The 26,674-nt window shown below is 45.1% G+C and carries 22 protein-coding genes; 4 read left to right on the top strand and 18 right to left on the bottom strand.

What is annotated here, in order from left to right; translation table 11 throughout:
* Positions 1-17: 17 nt before the first annotated feature.
* Positions 18-815 carry an alpha/beta hydrolase-fold protein gene (locus FEF09_RS02900; RefSeq protein WP_146303595.1) on the top strand — a complete coding sequence of 266 codons (798 nt, stop codon included), beginning with the start codon at positions 18-20 and terminating at the stop codon, positions 813-815.
* Positions 816-865: 50 nt separating this feature from the next.
* Here the strand turns inward: FEF09_RS02900 and recJ are convergent, their stop codons facing one another.
* The gene (gene recJ, locus FEF09_RS02895; RefSeq protein WP_146303594.1) at positions 866-2,572 is read right to left on the bottom strand and encodes a single-stranded-DNA-specific exonuclease RecJ; all 1,707 of its coding nucleotides are present in this window, start codon (positions 2,570-2,572) and stop codon (positions 866-868) included.
* Positions 2,573-2,633: 61 nt separating this feature from the next.
* Positions 2,634-3,599, bottom strand: a complete 966-nt coding sequence (locus FEF09_RS02890) for a polyprenyl synthetase family protein (RefSeq protein ID WP_146303593.1) — start codon at positions 3,597-3,599, stop codon at positions 2,634-2,636.
* A 312-nt stretch (positions 3,600-3,911) separates the two neighbouring features.
* Here FEF09_RS02890 and FEF09_RS02885 point away from each other — a divergent pair, with 312 nt between their 5' ends.
* Positions 3,912-5,456 (top strand): OmpA family protein, encoded by a 1,545-nt coding sequence (locus FEF09_RS02885; RefSeq protein WP_146303592.1) that lies wholly within the window; start codon positions 3,912-3,914, stop codon positions 5,454-5,456.
* A 140-nt stretch (positions 5,457-5,596) separates the two neighbouring features.
* Positions 5,597-7,552: a KUP/HAK/KT family potassium transporter gene (locus tag FEF09_RS02880; RefSeq protein ID WP_186774175.1), complete on the top strand. Its 1,956-nt coding sequence runs from the start codon at positions 5,597-5,599 to the stop codon at positions 7,550-7,552.
* A gap of 45 nt (positions 7,553-7,597) precedes the next feature.
* Here the strand turns inward: FEF09_RS02880 and FEF09_RS02875 are convergent, their stop codons facing one another.
* The 3 genes from FEF09_RS02875 to FEF09_RS02865 form a co-directional block, all read right to left on the bottom strand.
* Positions 7,598-8,461 (bottom strand): pirin family protein, encoded by an 864-nt coding sequence (locus FEF09_RS02875; RefSeq protein WP_146303590.1) that lies wholly within the window; start codon positions 8,459-8,461, stop codon positions 7,598-7,600.
* A 67-nt stretch (positions 8,462-8,528) separates the two neighbouring features.
* Positions 8,529-9,086, bottom strand: a complete 558-nt coding sequence (locus tag FEF09_RS02870; RefSeq protein ID WP_146303589.1) for a carboxypeptidase-like regulatory domain-containing protein — start codon at positions 9,084-9,086, stop codon at positions 8,529-8,531.
* A gap of 100 nt (positions 9,087-9,186) precedes the next feature.
* A complete protein-coding gene (locus FEF09_RS02865; RefSeq protein WP_146303588.1) occupies positions 9,187-10,269 on the bottom strand; it encodes a type I restriction endonuclease in 1,083 nt (360 codons plus the stop codon).
* A gap of 204 nt (positions 10,270-10,473) precedes the next feature.
* Between FEF09_RS02865 and FEF09_RS02860 the strand changes: the two genes are divergently transcribed.
* Entirely contained in the window at positions 10,474-10,854 is a 381-nt protein-coding gene (locus tag FEF09_RS02860; RefSeq protein ID WP_146303587.1) for a YidH family protein, read from the top strand.
* 69 nt (positions 10,855-10,923) lie between these two features.
* Here the strand turns inward: FEF09_RS02860 and ftsZ are convergent, their stop codons facing one another.
* The 13 genes from ftsZ to rsmH all read right to left on the bottom strand — a co-directional run bounded on the left by ftsZ (position 10,924) and on the right by rsmH (position 26,674).
* Complete coding sequence (gene ftsZ, locus FEF09_RS02855) at positions 10,924-12,621, bottom strand: cell division protein FtsZ (protein ID WP_146303586.1); 1,698 nt, start codon at positions 12,619-12,621, stop codon at positions 10,924-10,926.
* Positions 12,622-12,766: 145 nt separating this feature from the next.
* Complete coding sequence (gene ftsA, locus FEF09_RS02850; protein ID WP_146303585.1) at positions 12,767-14,170, bottom strand: cell division protein FtsA; 1,404 nt, start codon at positions 14,168-14,170, stop codon at positions 12,767-12,769.
* On the bottom strand, positions 14,167-15,231 hold the full coding sequence (locus FEF09_RS02845; protein WP_146303584.1) for a cell division protein FtsQ/DivIB: 1,065 nt from the start codon (positions 15,229-15,231) through the stop codon (positions 14,167-14,169). Before FEF09_RS02845 ends, ftsA begins: the two co-directional genes overlap by 4 nt.
* Positions 15,232-15,249: 18 nt before the next feature.
* Entirely contained in the window at positions 15,250-16,641 is a 1,392-nt protein-coding gene (gene murC, locus FEF09_RS02840; protein WP_146303583.1) for a UDP-N-acetylmuramate--L-alanine ligase, read from the bottom strand.
* A 16-nt stretch (positions 16,642-16,657) separates the two neighbouring features.
* Entirely contained in the window at positions 16,658-17,752 is a 1,095-nt protein-coding gene (murG, locus tag FEF09_RS02835) for an undecaprenyldiphospho-muramoylpentapeptide beta-N-acetylglucosaminyltransferase (RefSeq protein ID WP_012794542.1), read from the bottom strand.
* A 29-nt stretch (positions 17,753-17,781) separates the two neighbouring features.
* Complete coding sequence (locus FEF09_RS02830) at positions 17,782-18,975, bottom strand: FtsW/RodA/SpoVE family cell cycle protein (protein ID WP_146303582.1); 1,194 nt, start codon at positions 18,973-18,975, stop codon at positions 17,782-17,784.
* A 52-nt stretch (positions 18,976-19,027) separates the two neighbouring features.
* Positions 19,028-20,368, bottom strand: a complete 1,341-nt coding sequence (gene murD, locus FEF09_RS02825; protein ID WP_146303581.1) for a UDP-N-acetylmuramoyl-L-alanine--D-glutamate ligase — start codon at positions 20,366-20,368, stop codon at positions 19,028-19,030.
* A 2-nt stretch (positions 20,369-20,370) separates the two neighbouring features.
* Positions 20,371-21,219 (bottom strand): phospho-N-acetylmuramoyl-pentapeptide-transferase, encoded by an 849-nt coding sequence (mraY, locus tag FEF09_RS02820; RefSeq protein ID WP_261387305.1) that lies wholly within the window; start codon positions 21,217-21,219, stop codon positions 20,371-20,373.
* Complete coding sequence (locus FEF09_RS32685; protein ID WP_261387304.1) at positions 21,204-21,566, bottom strand: hypothetical protein; 363 nt, start codon at positions 21,564-21,566, stop codon at positions 21,204-21,206. The genes mraY and FEF09_RS32685 overlap by 16 nt, the downstream gene beginning before the upstream one ends.
* A 135-nt stretch (positions 21,567-21,701) precedes the next feature.
* Complete coding sequence (locus FEF09_RS02815) at positions 21,702-23,168, bottom strand: UDP-N-acetylmuramoyl-L-alanyl-D-glutamate--2,6-diaminopimelate ligase (RefSeq protein WP_146303580.1); 1,467 nt, start codon at positions 23,166-23,168, stop codon at positions 21,702-21,704.
* Between the two features lie 9 nt (positions 23,169-23,177).
* Positions 23,178-25,283 carry a penicillin-binding protein gene (locus FEF09_RS02810; RefSeq protein WP_146303579.1) on the bottom strand — a complete coding sequence of 702 codons (2,106 nt, stop codon included), beginning with the start codon at positions 25,281-25,283 and terminating at the stop codon, positions 23,178-23,180.
* Between the two features lie 21 nt (positions 25,284-25,304).
* The gene (locus FEF09_RS02805) at positions 25,305-25,688 is read right to left on the bottom strand and encodes an FtsL-like putative cell division protein (protein WP_261387303.1); all 384 of its coding nucleotides are present in this window, start codon (positions 25,686-25,688) and stop codon (positions 25,305-25,307) included.
* Between the two features lie 77 nt (positions 25,689-25,765).
* On the bottom strand, positions 25,766-26,674 hold the full coding sequence (gene rsmH, locus FEF09_RS02800; RefSeq protein ID WP_146303578.1) for a 16S rRNA (cytosine(1402)-N(4))-methyltransferase RsmH: 909 nt from the start codon (positions 26,672-26,674) through the stop codon (positions 25,766-25,768).

The following is a 26,674-nucleotide window of genomic DNA, read 5'->3' as shown; positions in this document are numbered from 1 at the left end:
TCATTTTACCTAAACATATGAAAAGAAGAGCAATTAACAGATTTATTTATGTACTACTTATTGCAGTATTGTGCAATATAGTAGCCTGTTCCAAAAGGAATGAGTCCGCGGTACCCGGCGGCGGCAATGGAACAGACACCATTCCTGACCCACCCAAAGAAGATGTTTTTACCCCGCAGATACCTGGTATTACCGTACAGCCGGCTGATTATAAGCAGGGCAACATCAATGAATACCTGTTGTACATTCCGGATACTTATAATGACATGAAAACCTATAAATGGCCGGTAGTGATCTTTCTGCATGGTGTAGGAGAAATCGGTAATGACATCGATGTGATCAGAGAAGTAGGGTTGCCTAAAGTAGTAAAAGGAAAGCAGTTTGTGATGATTGCGCCGCAATGTACAGCTGTTTGGTGGAACACAGATGTATTACAACAGTTGTATAAAGAAGTGTTGAAGAAGTATCATGTGGATTCGTCCCGGATATATTTAACAGGATTGAGCATGGGGGGCTTTGGTACATGGAACTGGGCACAGTCAAGTCCTGAGAAGTTTGCAGCTATTGCCCCGATCTGCGGTATTGGTACACCCTCACAGGCCTGTGTTCTGAAGCAGATGCCGGTATGGGCTTTTCATAATGCAGATGATCCTACAGTAACTGTAGCAGGATCGAGAGATATGGTGAACGCATTAAAAGTATGCGGCAGTAATCTGGTGAAGTATACGGAGAGTCCGACGGGAGGGCATGATGCGTGGACGAAAGCTTATGCAGATACAGCTTTATACAGCTGGATGCTGAAACAACATAAATAACCGTTGCAATAGCAACAGTCATAATTGCGATAAATAATAGGTAGTATTACTTAGTGATGAGCCCTGATATCAATGACTTTCAGTTGCAGGTTCATCTTGCCGTTCCATTCATTTTCATCAATAGTAAAAGCCATGTCAAAGGGCTGTTTACTGCTCACGATGTGGAATTTTTCAGACATGTAGAATCCTATGCCCGTTAATGCGTTAGGTGATTTTCCCTGTTTAACGGAGAACTTAATATGTTCATCTTTGACAAGACGTGAATATCCGCTATCAACCACGTTCCTTACAAGGAAAACAGGACGCAGGTTTTCCGGTCCCAATGGTTCGAATTGACGAAGTATATTAAAGAAGGCGGGTGTTATATCTCTTAATTGAATTTCGGTATCGATTACAATCTCGGGTACGAGCAGGTCCGGGTTGATGGTCGTTGCTACTACTTCTTCAAACTTTTGCTGAAAAGCTTCTACATTCTCGGGTTTCAGCGTCATACCTGCTGCATAGAAATGTCCGCCATAGTTTTCCAGCAGATCTTTACATTGATGTATGGCTTCGTATACATTGAAGCCGGTCACTGAACGTGCGGAGCCAGCCACTTTATCATTACTGAGTGTAAGAATAATGGTGGGGCGGTAATAATATTTATCGATCAGTCTTGATGCTACAATCCCCACTACACCTTTGTGCCAGTCAGGTTTATAGAGTACGGTAGACTTTTTATCTTTTAATGTAAGATCATTCTGCAGTAATTCAACCGCTTCTTTGGTGATATTGCCGTCAATTTCTTTTCTGTCGAAATTATCTGCGTGTAATACTTTGGCAATCTCCATTGCTTTGTCTTTGTCTGTTTCAACAAAGAGGTTCACAGCTTTTCTGGCATCGTCCATACGACCGGCAGCGTTAACCCTTGGCGCAATAACGAATACAAGATTGGAGATGGTCAGTTGTTCTTTTAGTCCGCTGAGTTCTATCAGGGCCTGTATACCCGCGAGCGGAGCGGAGTTCACCTTTTTTAATCCGTGAAAGGCCAGCACTCTGTTCTCGCCTGTCATGGGGACAATATCAGCTGCGATACTGGTTGCCACGAGGTCAAGGTAGCGATGTACCTGTTCATCCGGAATGCCTTTTTTCTGCGCGAAGGCGGAAATGAGCTTGTATCCTATACCACAGCCACTTAGTTCCTTATAAGGATAAGGGCAGTCATATTGTTTTGGATTCAGTATGGCTACGGCCGGAGGCAGAATAGCATCAGGCAGGTGATGGTCGCATATAATGAAGTCAATTCCATGATCGGCGGCCCATTTTATCTGGTCGATGGCTTTGATTCCACAATCCAGTGCGATGATGAGCGTGAATTCGTTATCTCTGGCATATTCGATGCCTTGTGTGGAGATACCGTAACCTTCTTTATACCGGTGAGGAATGTAAAACTCTATATTATTATATAAGGAGTGCAGAAAATCATATACAGTAGCTACTGCGGTAGTCCCATCCACATCATAATCTCCGAACACCAGTATTTTTTCCCGGTGGAAAAAAGCCTGTTCTATACGGGATACTGCTTTATCCATGTCTTTCATGAGCCATGGATCATGCAGGTCGGCGAGGGTAGGTCTGAAAAAAAGCCTTGATTCGTCGTAAGTGTGCATGCCTCTTTGTACGAGCAGGCGGCACAGCAGTGGGTGTATACGCAAAGACGACTGGAGCAATGCTTCCTGTTTAGGTTGATAAGATCGGACTGTCCAGCGTTTCTGCATTAATGAGTTAGTATCTAAAGTGGTTGAATGAGTTCAGTTTCGGAAGATAGGTTTTTATTGGTTAAAAAGTACGATCTGTTGTATATCGAACCAATGTTTCCAGTCCGGTACGGATATCATTTTCCGGGAAACTATGCAGAATAGCGAGTGCTTCATCGCGGTACTGGAACATTTTTTCCTGTGTATATTCAATACCCCCTGATTTTTTTACCAGTTCGATCACTTCTGCGACCTTGTCTTTATCGGTGTTATGGTTTTTGACAATATTAATAATACGTCTGCGGATATCAGGAGTCGCGTGTTCGAGGGTGTAGATGAGCGGGAGGGTCATCTTTTTCTCGCGGATATCGATACCGGTGGGTTTACCAATTTTATCGGAGCCATAATCGAAGAGGTCATCTTTGATCTGGAAGGCAACACCTACTTTTTCACCGAACAGGCGCATCTTTTCGGTTGTTTCATCGTCATTGGTGGTGCTCCACGCGCCGGCTGCACAGGCTGAGGCGAGGAGGGAAGCCGTTTTACGACGGATGATCTCAAAATAGATATCTTCTTTAATATTCAGTTTACGGGTCTTTTCGATCTGCAGCAGTTCACCTTCACTCATTTCCTTTACGGCCTCAGAGAGGATCTTAAGAGATCTGAACTCATTATTATCTACTGAAAGCAGTAGTCCTTTAGAAAGGAGGTAGTCACCTACCAGTACGGCTATTTTGTTTTTCCACAGTGCATTGATAGAAAAGAAGCCACGTCTTTCGTTGGCGTCATCCACTACGTCGTCGTGGACGAGGGTGGCTGTATGTAGCAGTTCAACAAGGGCCGCAGCTCTGTATGTGCTTTCCTGTATATTATTATTAAAGAGTTTTGCTGATAAGAGCACAAACATGGGTCTGATCTGCTTGCCTTTACGTTTAACGATGTAATGCATTATCCTGTCCAGCAATGGGACATGACTTTTTACAGCGTCAGAGAATTTGCTTTCAAAATCCTGTAATTCCTTACTGATCAGGTGTTTAATTTCGTCCATAGGTGCTTTAAAAAGATTGCTAAGCTATGCTTTAAAAGTCAAATTTTAACAAATTGGCCCTTAATTTGTATATATCGGTGTAACATAACTTTAACATTACATTGTTTTAGTTATAACAAATATGCTTATTCGTTATGTGCCGGGCCAAGTTAAGGTATAACATTTGTTTTGCCTAAGCACTAATAGTTAAGTAGTTATCAATGAAAATAATATTGTAACAAAAATTTGAATATTCATCTGAGAATTTTACCTTTGCTGGGTAAAAAACGGGTTATTAGTAAATTTTTAACAGTTTTTAAATAGAAAACAATTATGGCAAGCAAAAAGTACTTATTACTGGCAGGCGCTATGAGTCTCCTAGCGGCGTCCTCCAGTTTTGCACAAGTTACCCCTGTTTATGATGCCCTGGATTCAACCAAAGTTCCAGCATCCAGACAGGCGCAACAGAACAATTTCTCTAACCACCAGTATGACTTCCCTGCTAAACCACGCGATATGTGGGAATTAGGTTTCCACGGTGGTCTGCACCTGATCAATGGTACTATCCCTGCCAGACCAGGTTTCGGTGGTGGTGTTTCCCTGAGAAAATCACTGGGTCATACTTTCTCCATCAGAGGTGAATACACTGGTTCCTTTGATAAAGGTATGGATTACAGATTAAGACCTGCAATCTATAACAACAGCACTGCATGGGGTGCAACAGCAGCAAACAACGGTGGTAACATCGTAGCTAACTACAAAACTGCTACTCACCAGCTGTCATTAGATATGATCGCTTCCCTGAGCAACATCCTGTTCTACAAAGCACAGCCAAAAATTAACTGGTACGTGTTTGCAGGTTATAGCCTGGGTCTGATCGACGTTGACGTTGATGCGTTAAACGGTACTGCAGCTTACGATTTCTCTGGTATCAACTTCAATGCTCCTCGTAAGGACATTAAAGACCAGCTGAAAAACCTGTTCGACGGAGATTATGAGCAGAACGCTCCATCTCAGGGTAACAGAGGTAACATCGGTCGTAGAGATGACAACGCTCTGCTGCGTCATGGTGCTGATTTCGGTACTGGTATCGCTTTCAGAGTTTCTAAACGTTTCAACATCGGTATTGAAGAGAAATATACTTTATACTTTGATGACTATCTGGACGGTTATTCCAGCCCATATAGCAACCACAAAGATGCATTCAGCTACACCAGCGTTCGTCTGAACTTCAACCTGGGTAACTCATCTAAACGCGTTGAGCCATTATGGTGGGTAAATCCGCTGAATTACGCTTACAACGAACTGAGCGCTCCTCGTCACATGAAGCTGCCTACTCCGGTACTGCCTGATGCTGATGGTGATGGCGTTACTGATCAGTTCGATCGTGAACCAAACACTCCAGCTGGTGCTCCAGTTGATGTTCACGGTGTAGCTAAAGATACAGATGGTGATGGTGTTCCTGACTACAAAGACAAACAGCTGGTTACTCCAACTTACTGCCAGCCAGTTGACGCTGATGGTGTTGGTAAATGCCCAGATCCTGAGTGCTGCAAGAACCCACCAGCAACTGCTAATTGCTCTACACTGGTTCTGCCTAGCGTAAGCTTCAAAGGTAGCTCTACTAAAGTTGCATCTGACAACGAAGCTATCCTGGCTAGCGTTGCTGCAACCCTGAAAAGCGCTCCATCTTGCAACATCCTGGTTACCGGTCACGCAGGTGCTAAAGGTAAAAAAGGTGGTGTTGACCTGAGCAGCAGAAGAGTTGACGCAGTTATCGACTACCTGGCTGATAAACAAGGTATCGATCGCGGTCGCTTCATCAAACAAAACACTCCTGGTGAGTCTTCTACTGTTGATTTAGCTCCAGCTAACTAATAGTGTCTCACTAAGAAGATATAAGGCCCCGTCTCGATTTATCGAGACGGGGTTTTTTAATGCCCCGATATTTTTGATAATTTTGTAGATCTTCTCAAATCCACCTACCTTTGGTGGCTTTTTTATTAAATACATATTTCGTGAGAAAAGACATTAACAGGATTAGCCTGGCCGGTTTAGTAGTAGCTTTAGGTATTATTTACGGTGACATTGGAACCTCTCCGTTATACGTTTTCAAGGCCATTGTAGGTAATAATCCCGTAAGCGATCTCCTGGTTATCGGTGGTATATCCTGTATCATCTGGACCCTGACTTTACAGACAACCATCAAATACGTAATTCTGACCCTCAGAGCCGATAACAAAGGCGAAGGCGGGATTTTCTCTTTGTATGCTCTGGTCAGAAGGCATGCCAAATGGGCGGTCATATTCGGGATGATCGGAGGGGCCGCACTACTGGCTGACGGTATCATCACCCCACCTATTACTGTTACATCTGCCATTGAAGGCTTACGTACCCTGGAGGTATTTAAAGACCTTAGCCAGTGGGCTATCGTCAAGATCGTACTTACTATTATCACCTTATTGTTCGTAGTACAACAGTTTGGTACGGTCTCCATCGGTAAATTATTCGGCCCTATCATGGTGATCTGGTTCTCCATGCTGGGCATACTCGGTCTGTCACACATCGTAGACGATGTATCCGTATTTAAGGCTTTCAGCCCGCATTACGCTATTAAACTGCTAACCACCTATCCACGTGGTTTTATGATATTGGGCGCCGTATTCCTCTGTACCACAGGGGCAGAAGCACTCTATTCCGACCTCGGCCACTGTGGAAAAGGGAATATACGCGTCTCCTGGACCTTCGTTAAAGCCTGCCTGATCCTGAACTACCTCGGACAAGGTGCATGGCTGTTGACACAGAAAGGTCAGATCATTCCAAAAGATACTAACCCATTCTTCGCAATTATGCCCGAATGGTTTGTCATCTTTGGGGTGTTGATTGCCACCCTGGCCTCCATTATTGCCAGTCAGGCCCTGATATCGGGATCCTTTACCCTCATCTCAGAAGCCATGCGACTCAACCTCTGGCCTAAATTAAAGATCAACTATCCCACAGAAATGCGCGGACAGCTCTACATCCCCGGTATCAATACCATGCTGTTTGTAGGTTGTGTAGCCATCGTACTGATCTTTAAAGAGTCCAGCGCCATGGAAGCTGCCTACGGTCTCTCCATCACCATCTGTATGCTGATGACCTCCTGTCTCTTCGCCTTCTATCTTTATACACGAAGGGTCAGGCTGAGCCTCATCCTGATCTATCTGGTGATCTATTTTACGCTCGAATTCTCCTTCCTTTTCGCTAACCTGGTGAAGTTCATGCACGGTGGTTATGTGACCGTTATCGTGGCCGGAATCCTCTTCCTGATCATGATGGTATGGTACAAATCCCGTAAGATCAAAAACCGGTACGTAGAGTTTGTCAGACTGGAAGATCATCTGCCGGTTATTCAGGAACTGAGCAATGACAGCACAATCCCTAAATATGCCACCCACCTGGTATATATGAGCAGTGCCGACAATCCAAAGGAGATAGAACATAAGATTATCTATTCCATTCTGAATAAAAAGCCAAAAAGAGCAGATATCTATTGGTTCGTACATGTGGACGTAGTAGATGAGCCTTACCTGAGTGAATACTCCGTACAAACCATCATTCCAAATGAGGTGATCAGGGTAGAATTCAGACTTGGTTTCAAAGTGGAACAACGTATTAACCTCATGTTCCGTATGGTGGTGGAAGATATGGTGCGTAACAAGGAAGTGAATATCACCAGCCGTTATGAATCACTGAGTAAGAACAATGTAGTAGGAGACTTCCAGTTTATTGTGATGGAGAAATTCCTGTCACACGACAACGATCTGCCATTGTACGAGCGACTGGTAATGCGCATGTACTTCTTCCTGAAGAAGATCAGTTTGTCAGAAGAGCGTGGTTTCGGACTGGATTCCAGTTACGTGACCATCGAGAAATATCCTCTGGTAGTGGCGCCTGTCACAAACCTGCAATTGCGACGAATCATACATTCTTAATAAAAAGAAAGGCCGGCATCATGACAATGCCGGCCTTCTTATTTTTTAGTCAATATAGAACCCAAATTTTCCCATCCTCTCATCACGCATCGCTTCCATAATTTCTGTCTGCGTATTCATCACATACGGTCCGTGCCATGCTACCGGCTCATTCAACGGTTCGCCGTCACAATACAATATGATCGCATCAGTATCAGCAGTAACATTGATCTCATCACCATCATTATCAAACAGTACCAGTGACCTGTCACCTGCTGCTTTATCATTCACTTTCACATCTCCCTTCAGCACATAAAACAGCACGTTTCTGCCTTGTGCTACCTGAATATCCGTCTTACTGCCGGCCTGCATTTTTATCAGCGAGGCATTGATATTCGTCAGTGAACTGATAGCGCCTTTATGGCCATTAAAACTACCACCGGCAACAGCTACCTGTACCTTATCGTCATCCGTTTTTACAACAGGAATATCCTGTTGCTGCAGACCTGTATATTTTGCCGGCGTCATCTTCAGCTTTGCCGGAAGATTGATCCACAGCTGTAAGATTTCCAGATCACCACCTTCTTCTTTAAAAGAGTTCTCTACATATTCATTGTGGATAAGTCCTCTGGCAGCAGACATCCATTGTATACCACCTTCATCGATCCTGCTATGATAACCATGAGAATCTTTATGCACCACATGTCCGCTGATGATCCAGGTAACTGTTTCGAACCCTCTATGAGGATGCGGTCCGAATGGCATACCACTGTTGTTGGGAGGTAGTGTCATTGGTCCATGGTGGTGTAATAACAGGAATGGGTCCGTTGCCTTACCGTCCTGATAGGGCAAAGGACTGTAAAAGTAATAATCGCTCAAAGAGCCGTTTATCGGATGGTTGTTTACAACCTTGTTTACTGTCTTTTGCATATAGCAAATTTACGACAGCAAAACAGTGTAAGGAATGGATAGAAGTCTGCAAAGGGTGGATGATTTTTTAATTATAGGTTATCCCGAAATCAATCGCCACATTATTGGTTTTTTCAGGTTCAACCGTGATCGTTGAATAATAAAACTTGTTGCTTAGCGATCGTGGTACTGTTGCTGCGGGAGACTGCTGATAAATATCAAATAATATCCGGCTGCTAAAGGAACTGAGTGAGTCTTCCATCTCTTTTCTCTGGTTTATCAGATTAACATAGTCATGAGTCGCACTGACATCTTTCACAAGAAGTGCGCGTATGCTATCTCTGAGTGTATTGAAATGGGCGGTAAAATTCAGCTTGCTTAAATCATGTTTAGTAACATAATTCACTTCAGCAAAATGATCAATGATATTCTGCAGATGATCTTTCGGTGATGCATTTGTGCTTTTCGAAGTGACTACAAGTATATAGTTGCCAACATTAATTTTATCAAACTTAAAATTGCCGTTTACGTCACATGTCGCCTTGTGTTTTATAGTATCCTTTGTTGAATATAATGCAACCGTTGCACCAGCATCAGGTTTATTACCAACATAGTCGTTGTATTTCCAAAATACATTGCCGGCCACATTGCCGGTTTTCGGTTTACAGGATGACACTGATATTATCAGTAATACTATGAATAATTGAATCTGGAATTTCATATCCGGGTTAGATTTTCTTTAAAGGTTATTTCTTCTCCTCCGCAATAACCGGATCATACTTCAAGGCTGCGTTCATCAACTGTTCTCCATAATCATAAATATCATCCACACTGCCAATTTCAATCCGCTCTTCATTGTCTTTATCAAACAGTGAAAGGTATTTCCGCTTACCGTTCAGATGTACTCTGCATAAGGGTTTTCTGTTATTATCATCCAGCAGAATACCAAAGTAGGACTGTGTATCTCTGAATACAATACGACCCGCACTTATCTTCTGTCTCAGCATAGAACGAACAATGTGAAATGCTTCAAGCTCTTCTTCTGTTGTGACGATTTTCGCATCATCACCGGTGAGCATTTCTGTTTCTACAGTCTCTTCTCTTACTTCCTGTTGTTGTTGTGTATTGAGTGCGGATTTTAGTCTTTCGTTGATGGTATCATTAATAAACTGATGATAGGATTTCTTGAGTAATCCTTTGAACTGCTCCAGTACTTTTGCGGTAACAGAGGAAGGATACACAAGCCTCGCGAAATAGCGTGTGAAATCGTCAGAGGGTTCATTGAGATCACTGGCGATGATGTTTTTTATTTCATTGGTGTATTTGAGTTCGCTGGCAGTTGTTAATATCTTGTCCAGATCGAAGTAGCTCTTATGAAATTCCTTCAGCTTTTCTGTCTGATTTTCTTTCAGATCATCGATGTAGAATTCGAAGAAGGGTTTCTCATCCATTTTATTAGGTTCTACCAGATCGGTGTAGAACTTATAATGAATGCCATTGGTCAGGATGCTGAATCTCGCGCTGGTACAATGGAAATAGCGGAACAACTGGCTATTATGCGGATTCAGATCTGTAGACCAGTGTTTGCATTCCACAAGGATAGTGGGTTTACCATTTTGCATAATGGCATAGTCTACTTTTTCACCTTTTTTAATACCGATGTCAGCGATGAATTCCGGTGTGACTTCCAATGGATTGAATACATCATATCCAAGGCATTGGATGAAGGGCATGATGAAAGCATTTTTAGTGGCTTCTTCTGTCAGTATCTGATCTTTTAGTCTGGCAACTCTGTCGCCCAGTTGTTTGAGCTGATCTTTAAAATCCATAGGAGGAGTTTTTTAATAATGAGGTCATAATGTTTAAAACGTTGCGGGGCCGAAGCATTACGACATCAAAAGTCAGCATATCCGTAAGGGAGAATTGTTAAACAGCTGTTAACAAGGAAAAATCCTCTCCTTCGACAGGGGATTTTTCCCCTTTTATAATAGAATCAGGAACGGCCTTTGCTGCTTTCTTCAAAACTCCCGCATATGGCTGAAACCAGACAAAAAGGAAGCGCAAGCGATCATCTTGCCAATGAGCGTACACTCCTTGCATGGACAAGGACCAGTATCGGCATTATGGCATTCGGCTTTGTAGTGGTCAAATTTTCGCTTTTCGTGAAGCAGCTATCTCTTGCATTAGGAAAGGAGTATATCATCCCTTCCAGGGGTTATTCTGCGATTGCAGGCATATTACTGGTTGCCGTCGGTGCAAGTACGACGGTATTTTCTTATATCAGGTATAAACGGACGGAGAAACAGTTAACGGAAGGGGTGTATAATCATTCTTCGCTGTTGATCACGTTATTAACAGCTTTCATTTTTCTGGTGAGCATGTTACTGATCGTGTATCTCGTAGAAAGTGCATAAAAAAAGTCCTCCGGGGAACCGGAGGACTTTCTTTAACACAACTAAAAAACAATCAAACGTCCGAATAGATCAATCGGGTTTTTTCCCATCTAAAAAGGTATTAATCGTATTGATTTCTGCCTGGTTATTCTGACCATCGGAAACAGTATAGTTAGAGTAGAAATTCTCTGCAGAACCTGCGCCGTTATCGAGATTGATATTGCGGCGGATGTAAGCAGGGATGTTTTCCATCTCAGCATTATTCTCTATGCCTTTCACGTTGAAGCTGATGCTGCGGAGTTTTGCCACGCGTTCAGCCTGTTTGCGTTTCTGCTCTTCCAGTTGTTCTTCAAATGCGTGCAGATGAATTTCTGAAGGAGCTCCTGGCGCCTGATCTTCTTCTCTGAAAACGATTTTCATTTCAGCGTCGGAAGCAGGAGTGTTGTTACCCGGTTCAATGTAGATGTAAGCGGGACCGGAAGGGTATCCACCTGCAGCCGGATTAGGCTGTATCACATTTACATTGCCGGCATTGTAACCTGCTACTGGTTGCTGGTGAGTTGTAACCGGCTCAACGTTGAGCGTATAGTTTTGTCTCTCCGGCTGTGCAGGTTGCACTGGCGGGTAAGTCGTTACTGGCTGGGTCACCACAGGTTCTACCAGACGGGGAGCCATATGGTCCGCTGGTTCGACGAACAACGGCGTACTTTGACGTGCGGTATTGTTCATCTTGTTTTCATCACCGTTCTGGCCCAGTTGCATTACGATTTTGGGCTGATTGAGGGAAGGATCCTGTGGCGTCATTTTTACCTGCTGGATCGGTTTCTGTTCAAAACCGGTAGCGATAATGGTAACGCCCAGTCTGCGGTCGAGGCTGTCATCATAGCCAACACCGAGGATCACATCGCAATCCTCACCTGCCTGGCTTTGAACGTATGCCTGGATCGTATCCATTTCATCCAGGGTGTGTTCGAACTCACCTTCCTGAGATGCAATGTTGATAAGGATCCATTTCGCACCGCGAATATCGTTGTCGTTCAGCAGTGGAGATGTCAGTGCATCTTCGATTGCTTTCTGTGCGCGGTTTTCACCTTCTGCAACAGCGGCACCGAGGATGGCTACACCACCATTACGCATTACTGTACATACATCGGCAAAGTCCACGTTGATCTGACCGGTGGAGTTGATCACATCTGTGATACATTTAGCCGCTGTAGCAAGTACGTTATCTGCTTTTTCGAAAGCTGCCTTGAATTTCAGATCGCCGTATTTCTGGCGCAGTTTGTCATTAGAGATGATCAGGAGTGTATCAACAGACTCTTTCAGTCTGGAGATGCCTTCATCTGCCTGTGCCATCCTTTTCTTCCCTTCGTAGGAGAAGGGCGTTGTAACAATACCCACCGTAAGAATACCCAGTTCCTTACATATACGTGCGATGATAGGTGCGCCACCGGTACCGGTACCACCACCCATGCCCGCAGTAATGAAGGCCATTTTGGTATTCACCTCTAAGATCTTTTTGATTTCTTCAAAGGATTCTTCCGTCGCCTGTTCACCGATGCGGGGATTGGCTCCCGCACCCAGACCCTGCGTCAAATGCGGTCCTAACTGAATCTTGTTAGGCACCGGGCTGTTCGAAATAGCCTGTGCATCGGTATTGCAGATGATAAAATTCACACCCTCGATGTGCTGGTTGAACATGTGGTTCACCGCATTGCTACCGCCACCACCAATGCCTATCACTTTGATGATGGAAGATTTTTCTTTGGGAAGATCAAAATGTATCATGACTCTATCTCTTTTATGGGTTAGTTTGTATAATTAATAATGCGCCCCACAGTTCATCTTACGTTATTAATTATCCGCTATTAATTATTTGATTTTTAAATCGTTTGTGGCTGCAACAATTGCGCCATATCCGATAATACCCCTGTTAAAGTTTCGCATCTTCTTCTTCCGTGAACATGTCTATGATCTTTGTCTTCATCCTGTCCAGGAATGTTTTCAGCGAAGCATTCCGTTCTTTAGCTTTTCTTTCCTGAATCTGCTCAACAGTAGGTTCATCGTCTTCCCAGCTCTCTTCCGGAAGATTGACAGTTTTAGCTGCCTGCTCTTTCGCAACGTAACTGGTGTTGATCTTTACATAGTTTTCTTCCAGTGCTCTGCGATCGTTCTCATAATCATTGTAACCTTTGAGTATGAGACCCACACAGGTAGCGTACATTGGTCTTGTCAGTTCATCGATATGACCGCTTGCCAGATGTTCGTTCGGATAACCGATACGTGCGCTTACACCAGTAGTATATTCTGTTAACTGTATCAGGTGTTTCAGCTGAGAACCACCACCGGTCAGGATAATACCGCCATTCAGCATTTTATTATCCATACCGATCTGTTTCAGATGATACACCACGAAGTCCATGATCTCACTCATACGTGCCTGTATGATGTGGGCCAGGTTCTTCACAGAGATCTCTTTCGGGCTTTGTCCACGCAGACCGGGAATGGTGATGTAGGCGTTGCTCTTGGCTTCATCAGCCAGTGCGTAACCGAACTGCACCTTCATTTGTTCTGCCTGTGTTTTCAGTACACCCAGACCGTTTTTGATATCGTTGGTGATGTTTTCACCACCGTATGGAATCACGGCTGTGTGCTTCAGTATACCTTCATAGAATACGGCGAGGTCTGTCGTACCACCACCGATATCTACGATCGCTACACCTGCTTCGAAGTCCATGTCACACATAACGGCTGCTGCGGATGCCAGTGGCTGCAGCACGAGGTCATGTATTTTCAGACCGGATTTCTCCACGCTACGGTTGATGTTACGGATAGCGTTCTTATCGCCGGTAATGATGTGGAAATTAGCGCCCACCTTCACACCTGACATACCAATAGGGTAGGTGATGTTCTGGAGGCTATCCACAATATACTGTTGTGGTATCACGTCAATGATCTGGTCACTGGCAGGGATCACCGTTTTATACTGGTCATTGATCAGCTGATCAATGTCTTTTTGCGAAATTTCTGCATCCGTATCGCTACGAACGATGTCGCCGCGTGTCTGCAAACTTTTTATATGATGACCTGCGATACCAACGTATACTTCATTGATCTCGAGATTCGGATTAGAAGCGTAGCAATTTTCGAGTGCTTGACGGATAGCCTTGATCGTCTGATCGATATTCAGCACCATACCGTGCTGTACTCCGAAAGACGGGGCTTTACCGAATCCCAGGATTTCCAGTTTCCCGTATTCATTCTTTCTTCCTGCTATGGCAGCAATCTTTGTAGTGCCAATATCGAGACCTACAATGATGGGAGCTTCCTGATTCATGGCGTTCTATTGTTTTTTGTTGTGTTGACAGATTTTTTAACCGGTTTATACACAGCCTTCGGAGCCTTCTTTTTATCTGACGCCGTTTCCTTTTGTACTTTCGGTTTTGAAAGCGAGGGCCTTGCTGTTACAACTCTGGCCGGCGCTTTCTCACTTGTTGTTGTTTCCGTGCGCTTTACGTCATCGCGGTGTATCAGATATCCGTCGGAAGAATCACTTAGTCTGGCAATACGTGCGCTGTCTTCTGTTGCCAGTTTTTTCGACAACTCTTCTCCTGTCCTTCTTGTACATACTACCTCATTGTCATAAGCAACATTAATCCTGGCGTAATTGTTCCAGCCTACTTTATTCAGTCCTTCTTTATAGAACGCCAGCAGTTTGCTGAACTTCTTTTCCACGTCAGTCCCGTCTCCGAATACGATCACATGATCGCCCAGTTTTGGGATTAGTTCAAACTCACGCCCCGGAGTGATCGTTATCTGTTCTATCTGTGCAGACCAGAACGGATCTTCCTGAATAAAGGTGCCGAGTGCCATGATCCCTGCTGCTACTGTGCTGTCTGCAGATGCAAGTTTTGCAGCATCAGTCGGGAAGTCTGTGAACACCGGTACGCGGGCGGCGTAACGGGTGGATACCGGTATACGGTCTCCGTCCCTGTCAAAGTAAAAGCTGTTGCCGCTTGTCGTGAATACACGTGCCAGTGGTTCCCGCTGTGTTACTTTGATATTCAGCCTGCGCTGATTGTCTATGAATATCTCCGCTTTTTTTACCCATGGATCACGTGATACGATCTGTTCCAGGCTGGCGGTGTTGATATCCTTGATAGCCTTGCCGACAGGGTTTTGTGCCTTGTCTGCAGCTACCAGTGCTTTGATATCTTTTTCTTCTACAAAAAAGTTAGCGTCATCTTCTCCCTGGAGTTTCACCACAATGCCTGTACACTTGCCGTCATTCTTGTCATGCACCGCCGATACCAGCAAGATGACAAAACCAGCCAGCACACCCATCCAGAGGAGGGTAGTACCGATTCGTCTTAATACCTTACGGGTCTTTGTTTGCATTGGGTGTTTCCTACAGTTTTAAGCTTTCTTTTTTACTTCTTCGTTTTCTACGATACCTTTTCCGTTCAGTATTTCCTCTACAGGCTCCCGGAACTGATCGATGTCTCCGGCACCTGCTGTGATAAATAGTGGTGCGCTGTTCGCTTTTACCCAGGAGAGCACATCTTCTTTCTGTACTACCTGAACGGGCTTTGTGATCATCCTCGCTATCATCTCACTGTGTACGCCTTCAATAGGCAGTTCACGTGCGGGATAGATTGGCAGCAGCAGTACTTCATCAGCCAGTGACAGACTCTCTGCAAAACCTGTTGCAAAGTCGCGTGTGCGTGTATACAGGTGAGGCTGAAACAGCACGACACATTTTCTGTCCGGGAACAATGCACGTGCACTGCTGATCAGCGCGCGCAGTTCTTCCGGGTGATGTGCATAATCGTCGATGTATATCTGGTAGTCATTTTTTACCAGGTATTCAAAGCGACGTTTGATGCCTTTGAAGTCAGCGATAGCTGCTTTGATCTTTTCATCTGTAATACCCAGCAGGTGTGCTACTGCAATCGCTGCTACTGTATTCTCGATGTTGTGTGTACCACCAATCGGAAGATAGATGTCTGTCAGTGTCCAGTTGTGCTGTATTACATCAAATCTGTATCCACCTTCATCCGGGCGTATATTGGCTGCATATATGTCAGCTTTGTTGTCTTCGAGGTGATACCATATGTGATTGTCCCCTTTCAGTTCTGCTGCGCGGTGTAATCCCAGCTTAGCCACCAGTGTGCCTTTCGCTTTGATGTTGCGGGTATACTGTATAAATGCTTCCTGTACTTCTTCTTCTGTGCCGTAGATATCCAGATGATCTGCGTCAATGGCAGTCAGTACTGCCACATCGGGATGCAGTTTCAGGAATGAACGGTCATATTCATCAGCTTCTATCACAGCGACCTGTTTGTCACTACTCCAGAAGTTACGGTCATAGTTGGCGCTGATACCTCCGAGGAAGGCGTTACAACCATAACCTGTATGTCTGAGTATATGGGCGATCAGTGTAGAGGTGGTGGTTTTACCATGTGTACCTCCAACGGTGATTGCATATAATTCTTTAGTGATCACCTGCAGCACATCGCTACGTTTCACTACTTCGAAACCTTTCTCACGGAACCAGATCAATTCTGAATGTGAAGCAGGGATAGCAGGGGTGTACACGATCAGGTCTGCCTGCTGGTCTGCCAGCTGCACATCATCTGTATAGTGGATCTGCATGCCTTCTTCTGCCAGCTGGCGTGTAAGCGCCGTTTCGGTACGGTCATAGCCGCTTACCTGCATACCCTTCTCATTAAAGAAGCGTGCAATAGCGCTCATGCCGATGCCTCCTATGCCAATGAAGTAGACGCGTTTTATTTTGTTCAGATCCATTTTCTCAATACGTGATTTACCCTATTAATGCCATTACCTGTTTTGCGATGACCATGTCAGCGTTGGTATTGCCCAGTTTTCCTATGTTCTCTTCCAGTTGTTCCATCAGTGCTTTGTTCTGCACCAGACTGAATAATGTTGTCCCCAGTTGTGTCGCCGCTTCATCATTTTTAATAATGAGGGCTGCCTTTTTATTCACTAAACTCTGCGCATTGAAGGTCTGATGATCTTCTGCCGCAAACGGATATGGTACGAATATGACCGGTTTTTTCACCACACATAATTCAGCAATTGCCAGCGCACCCGCACGTGATATCACCACGTCTGCGGCTTTGTAGGCAAAGTCCATGAGGTTGATGAACTCAAACACTTTTACGTGTGATGCATATGCGGCGGCTGCACTCTTTGCTGTTTCGAAATACGGCTTACCTGTCTGCCAGATCAGCTGAATATCCTTTTCCACAAAACTCGCCAGCATAGGATGCAGTGCTTCGTTGATGGCTTTAGCCCCAAGGCTGCCACCTACTGCAAATACGGTTGTTTTACCGCTCTGCAGACCGAAATGCTGCGCTGCTTCTTCACGTGTCACGGATGACTGTGTAATGTTGCCTCTTACAGGATTACCGGTTACCACGATCTTATCAGCAGGGAAGAATTTTTCCATGCCATCGTAGCCGGTACAGATCTTTTTTGCTTTCTTACCCAGCGACATATTAGCCTTGCCGGCGAAAGAGTTCTGTTCCTGTATCAGTGTGGGAATGCCTTTACTCTGCGCTTTTCGCATGATCGGAAAGCTGGCGTACCCACCTACACCAACCACTGCCTGTGGCTGGAATTGATCGATGATACGACGTGCCTGTCCGAGGCTCTTTAATATCTTAAACGGTAATAACAGGTTTTTCAACATGTTACTACGATTGAAACCAGCTATTTCCAGTCCTTCGATCTTGTAGCCCGCCTGTGGCACTTTCTCCATCTCCATCTTTCCTTTGGCGCCTACAAAAAGGATCTCCGTTTCCGGATCTATCTTCTTCAACGCATTGGCAATGGCAATGGCCGGGAAGATATGTCCTCCTGTACCGCCACCTGCTATGATAATTCTGCGTTGCATCTGTTTTTATTTACTTTTTTTAGTTCTTTTTAAGCTGCTGGTTGCATACCATTCTGTTCCATCACTTTCGCTATTCTTTCCTGTTCTATCCTTTTGCCTTCAAGGTCTTCTACGTTGCGCGATACACTCAGTATAATACCTATTGCAAGACTGGTAAATATCACGGACGAACCACCCATACTCACCAACGGAAGCGTAACACCTGTTACGGGAAAGAGCCCTACATTCACCGCCATGTTAGTCAGTGCCTGTATGGCAAGTGTGACGCTGAGACCTACTGCCAGAAATGCGCCAAATGCATAGGGACATTTTCTGTAAATGCGGATACTACGTAACAATAGCAACATATAGGCCATCAATATCAAAAAGGCGCCAAATATACCATACTCCTCAATAATTGTTGCGTAGATGTAATCACTATACGCATGAGGAAGAAAGTTTCTTTGGGTGCTGTTGCCCGGACCTTTTCCGATAACGCCGCCACCTGCGATGGCGATGTTAGCCTGTTGTACCTGATAAGGCAGTTCGTCTTTGTCTTTTGACACGAAATGTTCCACCCTTTTCTTCCAGGTTTCCAGACGCATCGGGTTACCTGTGGCTACAGCAATACCTATTATCAACATGATCATTACGAGACCGGCTATTACCATCGAAGCCAGGAACCTGACAGGTACCCGGCCAATAAAGCACAGTATCATACAACTCGCGCCCAGCAACAATGCAGTTGACATGTTAGCCGGCATGATCAGCGCACATACTATAGCTACCGGTATAATGATCGGCAGAAAGCCTTTCTTAAAATCGGTAATGATGTGCTGGCGTCTTGACAGCTGACGGCTTACATACATGAATATGGCCAGTTTAGCCACATCCGATGTCTGGAAGGTCAGATTGATCACCGGCAGACGGATCCACCGGCTGGCATCGTTCAGACTATGTCCGAATGCCAGTGTGTATACAAGCAAAGGAATTGAGATGATAAACCCTATCTGTGCAGCACGGGAGTAAATAGTATAATTTACCCGATGCGCGAAATAGATGATCAGCAACCCCATTCCCAGTACGCTCAATTGTTTGAACAGATAATACTCCGTATGACCACCCTGCTCACGATACGCCAGGGACCCCGTGGCGCTGTAAACAGCGAGCAGGCTTACCAGTGACAGGAAGATCACGATCGTCCATATCACTTTGTCTCCTTTTGTCCTCTGAAGTACATCCATCTCAACTTTTTTGGTGCCTGTCTATCTGGTACGAAACCCCGATACAGGCTGGTTACAGTTCTTTTACTGCTTCCTTGAACTGCCGGCCTCTGTCTTCATAATTCTTGAAGAGATCAAAGCTGGCGCAGGCAGGAGAGAGCAGTACCACATCTCCTTTAGCCGCATACTGAAAAGCTGCATTGACTGCATCTTTCATACTACGTGTATCTATCATCACCGGTGTATAACCTGATAATGCATCCTGTATAGGTGAATTATCAACGCCAAGACAGATGATCGCTTTTACTTTTTCTTTTACCAGATCGCGTATTGCACTATAGTCATTGCCTTTATCCACACCTCCCATCACAAGGACTACCGGGTGTTCCATGCTTTCCAGGGCAAACCACAGAGAATTAACGTTTGTTGCTTTACTATCATTAATGAAATCCACGCCGCGTACCGTTGCCACATACTCCATCCGGTGCTCGAGGCTCTTGAAAGAGGTCAGGCTCTCCCGAATCTTCTCCTTTCTGATGTCCATCGTTCGCCCCGCAATACCAGCTGCCATCGAATTGTACAGGTTATGTTTGCCTTTCAATGCGAGATCATACATAGATACGATCATTGGCTCATCATTAACCTGGATGTTCACCTGTTCGTTTGCCATAAATCCTCCTTGCTTTAATGGTTCCATGATAGTAAACGGTATTGTTGTTGAATAAATAGTATGTTCCTTCAGATAATTCGTGATTTCAGGATCATCTATACAATACACGAAATAATCTTCCGGTCCCTGATTCATCGCTATGCGGAATTTTGACGCCACATAATTCGCCATTTTGTAGTCATAACGGTCCAGATGATCTGGTGTTATGTTCAACAGAATAGCGACGTTTGGTTTAAAATCCCTGATATCGTCCAGTTGAAAACTACTCACTTCTACAATGTAATAATCCGCCGGCGCTGTCGCTACCTGCCTCGCGTAACTGAGGCCGATATTTCCCACCATTGCAGCATGTAGTCCTGCTGTTTCAAAGATGTTGAAGGTGAGCGCCGTTGTTGTGCTTTTGCCGTTGCTCCCGGTGATAGCAATGACTTTGCTGTCTTTGCTGAACCGGTAAGCGAATTCTATTTCAGAGATCACAGATACCTGTTTTTCGCGAACCTTTTTCATCAATTCGCTCTTCTCAGGAATACCCGGACTCTTAATGATCTCATCTGCATTCAATATCACATCCCAGGAATGTTGACCCTCCTCAAAAGGAATGTGGTTAACTGCCAGCTCCTGTTTATAGATGTCTTTTATAGCACCGCCATCAGAGACAAATACATCATACCCCTGCTGCTTACCCAAAAGGGCAGCACCGATACCGCTTTCACCGGCTCCAAGTATGATGAGTTTCTTTTGCATGTTTATCTCATTTTTAACGTTGCTATTGATACTGCTGCACAGATGATGGTCACGATCCAGAATCTTACCGCAATTTTACTTTCATGATATCCCAGTTTCTGATAGTGATGGTGAAGCGGAGACATTTTAAATATGCGTCTGCCTTCGCCATACTTTTTCTTGGTGTATTTGAAGTAGGACACCTGCAGCACTACGCTGAGGTTTTCTATCAGGAACACACCACAGAAGATCGGGATCAGGAGCTCTTTTCTCACGATAATCGCGATAGAAGCAATTATACCACCCAGTGCAAGACTTCCGGTATCACCCATGAATACCTGCGCCGGATAAGCGTTGTACCAGAGGAAGCCCACACACGCACCCACAAAGGCTGCAATGAAGATGGACAATTCACCCAGGTTGGGGATGTACATAATGTTCAGATATTCGGCAAACTGTATGTTACCGGATACATAGGCGAAGATCCCAAGACACACACCTATTACTGCGGATACACCTGTTGCCAGCCCATCCAGTCCGTCTGTCAGGTTGGCCCCGTTAGACACTGCCGTGATGATCACAATCACGATCAGGATGTAGAGAATGAATGTATATTTCTCAGCACCTGGTCCCATCCAGGAAATCAGTTTGGCATAGTTGAACTCATGATTCTTTACAAAAGGGATGGTGGTGATCGGTGTCTTTACATCTGCAAATCTGTGTCCATCTTTTGTAACTCTCTCCTGATGATTCACTGTTCTTTCATACGGAGCGAGTTTTTTACCGCCGATGATCTCACGTGAAATCACTACGTTATCGTTGAAATACAGTGTACTGCCTATGATGATGCCCAGACCTATCTGTCCGAGCACTTTAAACTTACCAGCAAGTCCTTCTTTATTTTTTTGAAGACTTTGATATAGTCATCCAGAAAACCAATCAGTCCCAGCCACACTGTACAGAGCAGCATCAGCCAGATATACACCGTTTTGATCTGTGCAAACAGCAGGGTAGGAATGAGTATGGAAGACAGGATGATGAGACCGCCCATTGTAGGGGTACCTTTTTTGGAGTTTTCTCCTGCCAGTCCCAGATCACGGATGGTTTCACCGATCTGTTTACGCTGGAGATACTTCACAATGCGTTTACCTAATAACAGGGAAATCGCTAACGACAGCAGCAATGCCATGGTCACCCGGAACGTGATGAATTGAAACATCCCGCTACCGCTGAAGTTTAATGATTTGAGATAGTTAAATAAGTAATATAGCATATTGTTAGTTAGTCTCGGTCAATAGCCTGTAGTCGTTACTTACAGGAGTTGTCAGTTAGTTGTCTCAGTTGTCAGTTGTCGTTATTTCCCCATTAGTTCCAGCATCTCAAGCAATACCTTTTTATCATCGAAGGGATGTTTTACTCCCTGAATCTCCTGGTATTTCTCGTGGCCTTTGCCGGCAATCAGGATGATATCATCCGGATTAGCGAGGCTGATAGCTGTCTTGATGGCTTCTTTTCTATCTGTAATAGACAGTGCCTTTCTTTTCTGATGCACCGGTATACCTGCTTCCATCTGTTGTATGATGGCTACAGGATCTTCCGAGCGCGGATTGTCAGATGTCAGGATCACCTTGTCACTATGTTCTGTGGCTGCTGCTGCCATAACAGGGCGTTTAGCCGTATCACGGTCACCGCCGCATCCTACTACAGTGATCACCTGCTCGTTGCCTTTGCGCAGGTTTTTAATGGTAGCAAGTACATTCAGCAATGCGTCAGGCGTATGTGCATAGTCCACAATACCGATGATCCTGTCTTTTGCAGAAGTGATATAATCAAATCTTCCTTCTGCGCCTGACAGGTCGCTAAGCGCCTGCAGTACTTCGTCTTTATCCTGTCCCAGCAATATGGCTGTGCCATATACAGCCAGCAGGTTGTATGCATTGAATTCTCCGATCAGGCGGAAGTGTACTTCCTTTTCATTCACCGTCATGATCAGTCCTGTCAGGTTGTTCTCCAAAATTTTACCCTTGAAGTCGGCCACTGTTTTCAGACTGTATGACTGTTTCTTCGCCTTTGTGTTCTGCAGCATTACATTTCCCCGCTTGTCATCCAGGTTGGTGAGTGCGAAGGCCGTTGCAGGCAGTCCGTCGAAGAAAGCTTTTTTCACCTTGATATACTCGTCAAAGGTCTTGTGGTAATCCAGATGATCATGTGTGATGTTGCTGAAAATACCACCGGCGAATTTCAGTCCTGCGATACGTTGCTGATGCACCGCATGTGAACTGACTTCCATGAACACATATTCACAGCCTTCATCCACCATGTCTGCCAGTAAAGCATTCAGGTGGATAGCGTCAGGGGTGGTATGTGTGGCCGGTACGACCTTATCACCGATCTGATTTTGTACAGTAGACAGCAGTCCGCAATGGAAACGCAGCTTACTGAACAGGCGGAACAGGAGGGTAGCGATGGTAGTTTTACCATTGGTACCGGTCACGCCAACCAGTTTCAGTTTATGAGACGGATTATCGTAATAGTTACCAGCAATCACACCTGCGGCAGTCGCGCTGCTGTTGACCAATACATAGGTAAGGCCATCGTCAAGGTTTTGTGGCAACTCTTCACATATGATGACTGCTGCTCCCTGTGCGATCGCCTTGTCAATAAACAGGTGACCATCCGCATGCACGCCTTTGATGGCGATAAATGCGCCTCCCTGCGTTACCGCTCTGGAGTCGATGCTCAGCGAATTGACAGCAGTATCTGTACTGCCGTGTACTTCACGGATGCTCACATTGTATAATATGTCTCGCAGCGTCTTCATCATGCTCTTTTAGCTCAGTTCTATTACGATAGTCTGGTTTCTTTCCAATAAGGAGCCGCCTGGTATTGACTGGTTAGTCACTTTTCCCGCGCCTCTGACAATCACCCGCATTCCTGCATTCTCCAGCAGATACAGTGCATCTTTCAGTCCCATCCCCGTTACATCCGGCACACCACCTTTTGCCTGTTTGATGGCGGCGAAGGTGATCTTCTTATCATTCACTCTGGGACTTACCCAGTTGCTGTTACCTACAGCACCCTGCATGGGCAGATCGAGTGTGTTTAATATGGTTTTCCATTCGCGTCCCTGTCCGTTTTTAAACGCCAGCAATGTATCTATTGCAACAGAGGCGCGCATGGGTCTTTGTTTTTCTAATGCGATTGCGTACAGTTTGTCTGCCACTTCGCGGAATACCGGTCCTGCTACTGCGCCTCCATAGAACTTCACCGCATTTAGCTTGTTCTTGATCACGACTACACAGGTGAACTGTGGATCGTTGGCGGGGAAGTATCCGGCGAAGGAAGACTGATAAATCTTTTCCTTATAACCGTCTTTACCGTTTGCTACCAGCGCTGTACCCGTTTTACCGGCGAGCTTGTAGTAAGGTGTCCAGAGTGCGCGGCCTGTACCATTTGTTACTACGCCTTCGAGCATGGACCTCACTTGTCTTAAAGTGTTCTGTGAACAGATACTGTCCATGACCACTTCAGGATCGAAGTCTTTTACCGGCTGACCGTATTCCATGATGGCGTTTACGAGGTAAGGCTTCATCATTTTGCCATTGTTGGCGACTGCGTTATACAGCATACAGGTCTGCAGCGGACTTACCAGCACTTCATAACCGAAAGACATCCAGGGTAAGCTGGTAGCGCTCCAGGTCTTGGATTTTGTGCTTTTGATCACCGGTTTACCTTCTCCTACGAGATCAATACCAGTTACTTTATCCAGGTTCAGTTTACGCAGGTGTGCCACAAAGTCATTGGGCTTTTTTGCGTAACAGCGCATGGCCAGCTGGGCCATCCCCACGTTGGAACTCAATTCGAAAGCGTGTTTGATGCTAACGTTTGTTTGTCCCGGGTGAGGCTCAGAATCAAAAACAGTTCTTTTACCTATCTGGAGGCGTCCTTCATTCAGGTTTACCTGATCGTTCATGGTGACATACTGGTCTTCCAGGGCAGCGATCACGGTAGCCAGTTTGAAAGTGGAGCCTGGTTCACCTACACGGAGGGCATAGTTCATATCCTCCCAGTAGCTGCCATCAGGCTGACGTCCTAAGTTGGCAATAGCTTTTATCTTTCCGGTTTTCACTTCCATGAGGATGCAGGTTCCGTTTTCCGCTTCATTGCTTACCATCATATTCATGAGGGCTGTTTCAGCGATGTCCTGCATATTCACGTCGATGGTGGTGATGATATCACGGCCGTTTTCAGGTTCGATATCGTATCCTTCCACGGGAACAAATGTTCCACCGGCGATACGGCGCATCAGTCTTTTACCGGTAACGCCTTTTAAAAAGTTATCGTAGGTCCTTTCGAGACCTACGTTCTGTGCATTTTCCCTTGACAATCCTATTGTGCGGTTAGCCAATAGTTTGAAGGGGTTAATACGTTTGTTTTTCGTTTCTGCGATCAGGCCACCTTTATTCTTTCCGAGTCTGAACATGGGAAAGTTGCGGACTGCCTGATATTGTACAAACAGTACATCTCTTTTCAGGAGGTAGTATCTGTCTTTACGTGTGTAGCCTTCATTCAGAATATTTCTATATTCTTTTGGCGTATGGTCTTTGAAGAGTTGAGAGAGGCAGATAGCCAGGGAATCAACGTTCGCCTTGAATATCTTACCATTTTTTTCTCTCAGGCCATCAGCAGCGAAATCCACCCTTAAATTGAAATAAGGAATGGATGTGGAAAGCATACGGCCTTCTTCAGAATATATAGTACCCCTGTCTGCCTCGAGGGAAACGTAGCGGGTATGCAGGCTATCTGCCATACTGCGCCAATAGTTGCCTTCGATGTTCTGTACCAGGAATATTTTTATCAGGATTGCCACACCAAACAGTCCCATGCCAATAAAGCACAGATACACACGCCACAATATGTCTTTCTTTACTTCCACTGTTTGTTATGTTAAAAAGGTTTATTCCTTTTTCTCCAGTTCAATTTTTTGTGGCGGAGAGCTTAGCGGTTTTAATCCGAGTGGATCGACGGCTTTGCTTACTTCGCTCATTTTGCTCTGGAACATCAAATCACTTTTAACGTTCAGGTACTCCCATTTTAATTCTTTGATTTCCCTTCCAAGCTTATTGATACTTCTGATCTTTTTTTCTGCAAGATGACTGTTGGCAATATATATCAGGGCGAGCGCAGACAGGAACAGTATGAAGGGCATGTTTTGTGTGATCGCCCTGTAATTAATACGCAGGCGCCATTCCTTCCTGTGTTCCGGTTGTTCTGATAGTTCCGGTTGTTCTTCCGGGGTTTCATCTTCAGCTGATATGTATTCTTCTTGTTCCTGCAACACGTTATATCATTTATGCTGCTAAGCCAATGTTACCTGTCGGGTGACAAGCACATTGGCATAGCGGATTCATAATCAGTTTATATTTTTTCGGCTACCCTCAGTTTTGCACTTCGGGACCTTGTATTGCGCTTTAGCTCTTCGGGGCTTGCTGTAACCGGTTTTTTGGTGACTAACTTGAATAATTTAGGAGGTGTTTCGTAAGAGAACGTGTCTTCCTGTGCTTCAAATTGTCCCGTCTTCATGAAATTTTTCACCAGCCTGTCTTCCAGAGAGTGAAAGGTGATAATTGCCAGTTTTCCACCGGGCTTTAACACTTCTGCTGACTGGGTCAGCATATCTTTCAGGGCACCAAATTCATCATTTACAACAATTCGCAGTGCCTGGAAAACCTGTGCCAGATATTTCTGCGGATTGCCTTTTACTATCGGCTGAATTACAGATTTGAATTCGTTTATCGTACGCATTGGTCTTGCCTTGCGTTCCTGCACGATGGTCTTTGCGAGTGTACGGGCGTTGGTAACTTCCCCGTAATTCTGAAAGATCAGATGCAGTTCTTTTTCGGTAGACGACTGGAGCAGAGAAGCGGCGGTCAGTGCATTACGTTTGTCCATCCGCATATCCAGATCTCCGTCGAAACGGGTACTGAATCCTCTTTCCGCGGTATCGAACTGCCACGAGGATACGCCAAGGTCAGCAAGGATACCGTCTACCGGTACAGACTTGTATAAGCGGAGGAAGCGCTGGATGTGCCGGAAGTTCTGCTGAACAAAGGTGACCCTTGGGTCATCTATCCGGTTGTTATAAGCGTCTTCGTCCTGATCGAATACGATTAGTCTGCCATTCTCATTTAGCTTCTCCAGGATTGCCCTGGAGTGCCCCCCGCCACCAAAAGTGGCGTCTACATATACACCGTCAGGTTGTATCTGCAGGTTTGTGATCACTTCCTGCAGTAATACGGGCAGATGATATGCTGAAGCTTCTTCCAT

The sequence above is a fragment of the Chitinophaga pinensis genome (genome assembly GCF_007896845.1).
Classification (GTDB): domain Bacteria; phylum Bacteroidota; class Bacteroidia; order Chitinophagales; family Chitinophagaceae; genus Chitinophaga; species Chitinophaga pinensis_C.
The sequence above is the reverse complement of the archived record's forward strand: the minus strand, read 5'-3'. Positions and strand labels throughout refer to the sequence as shown.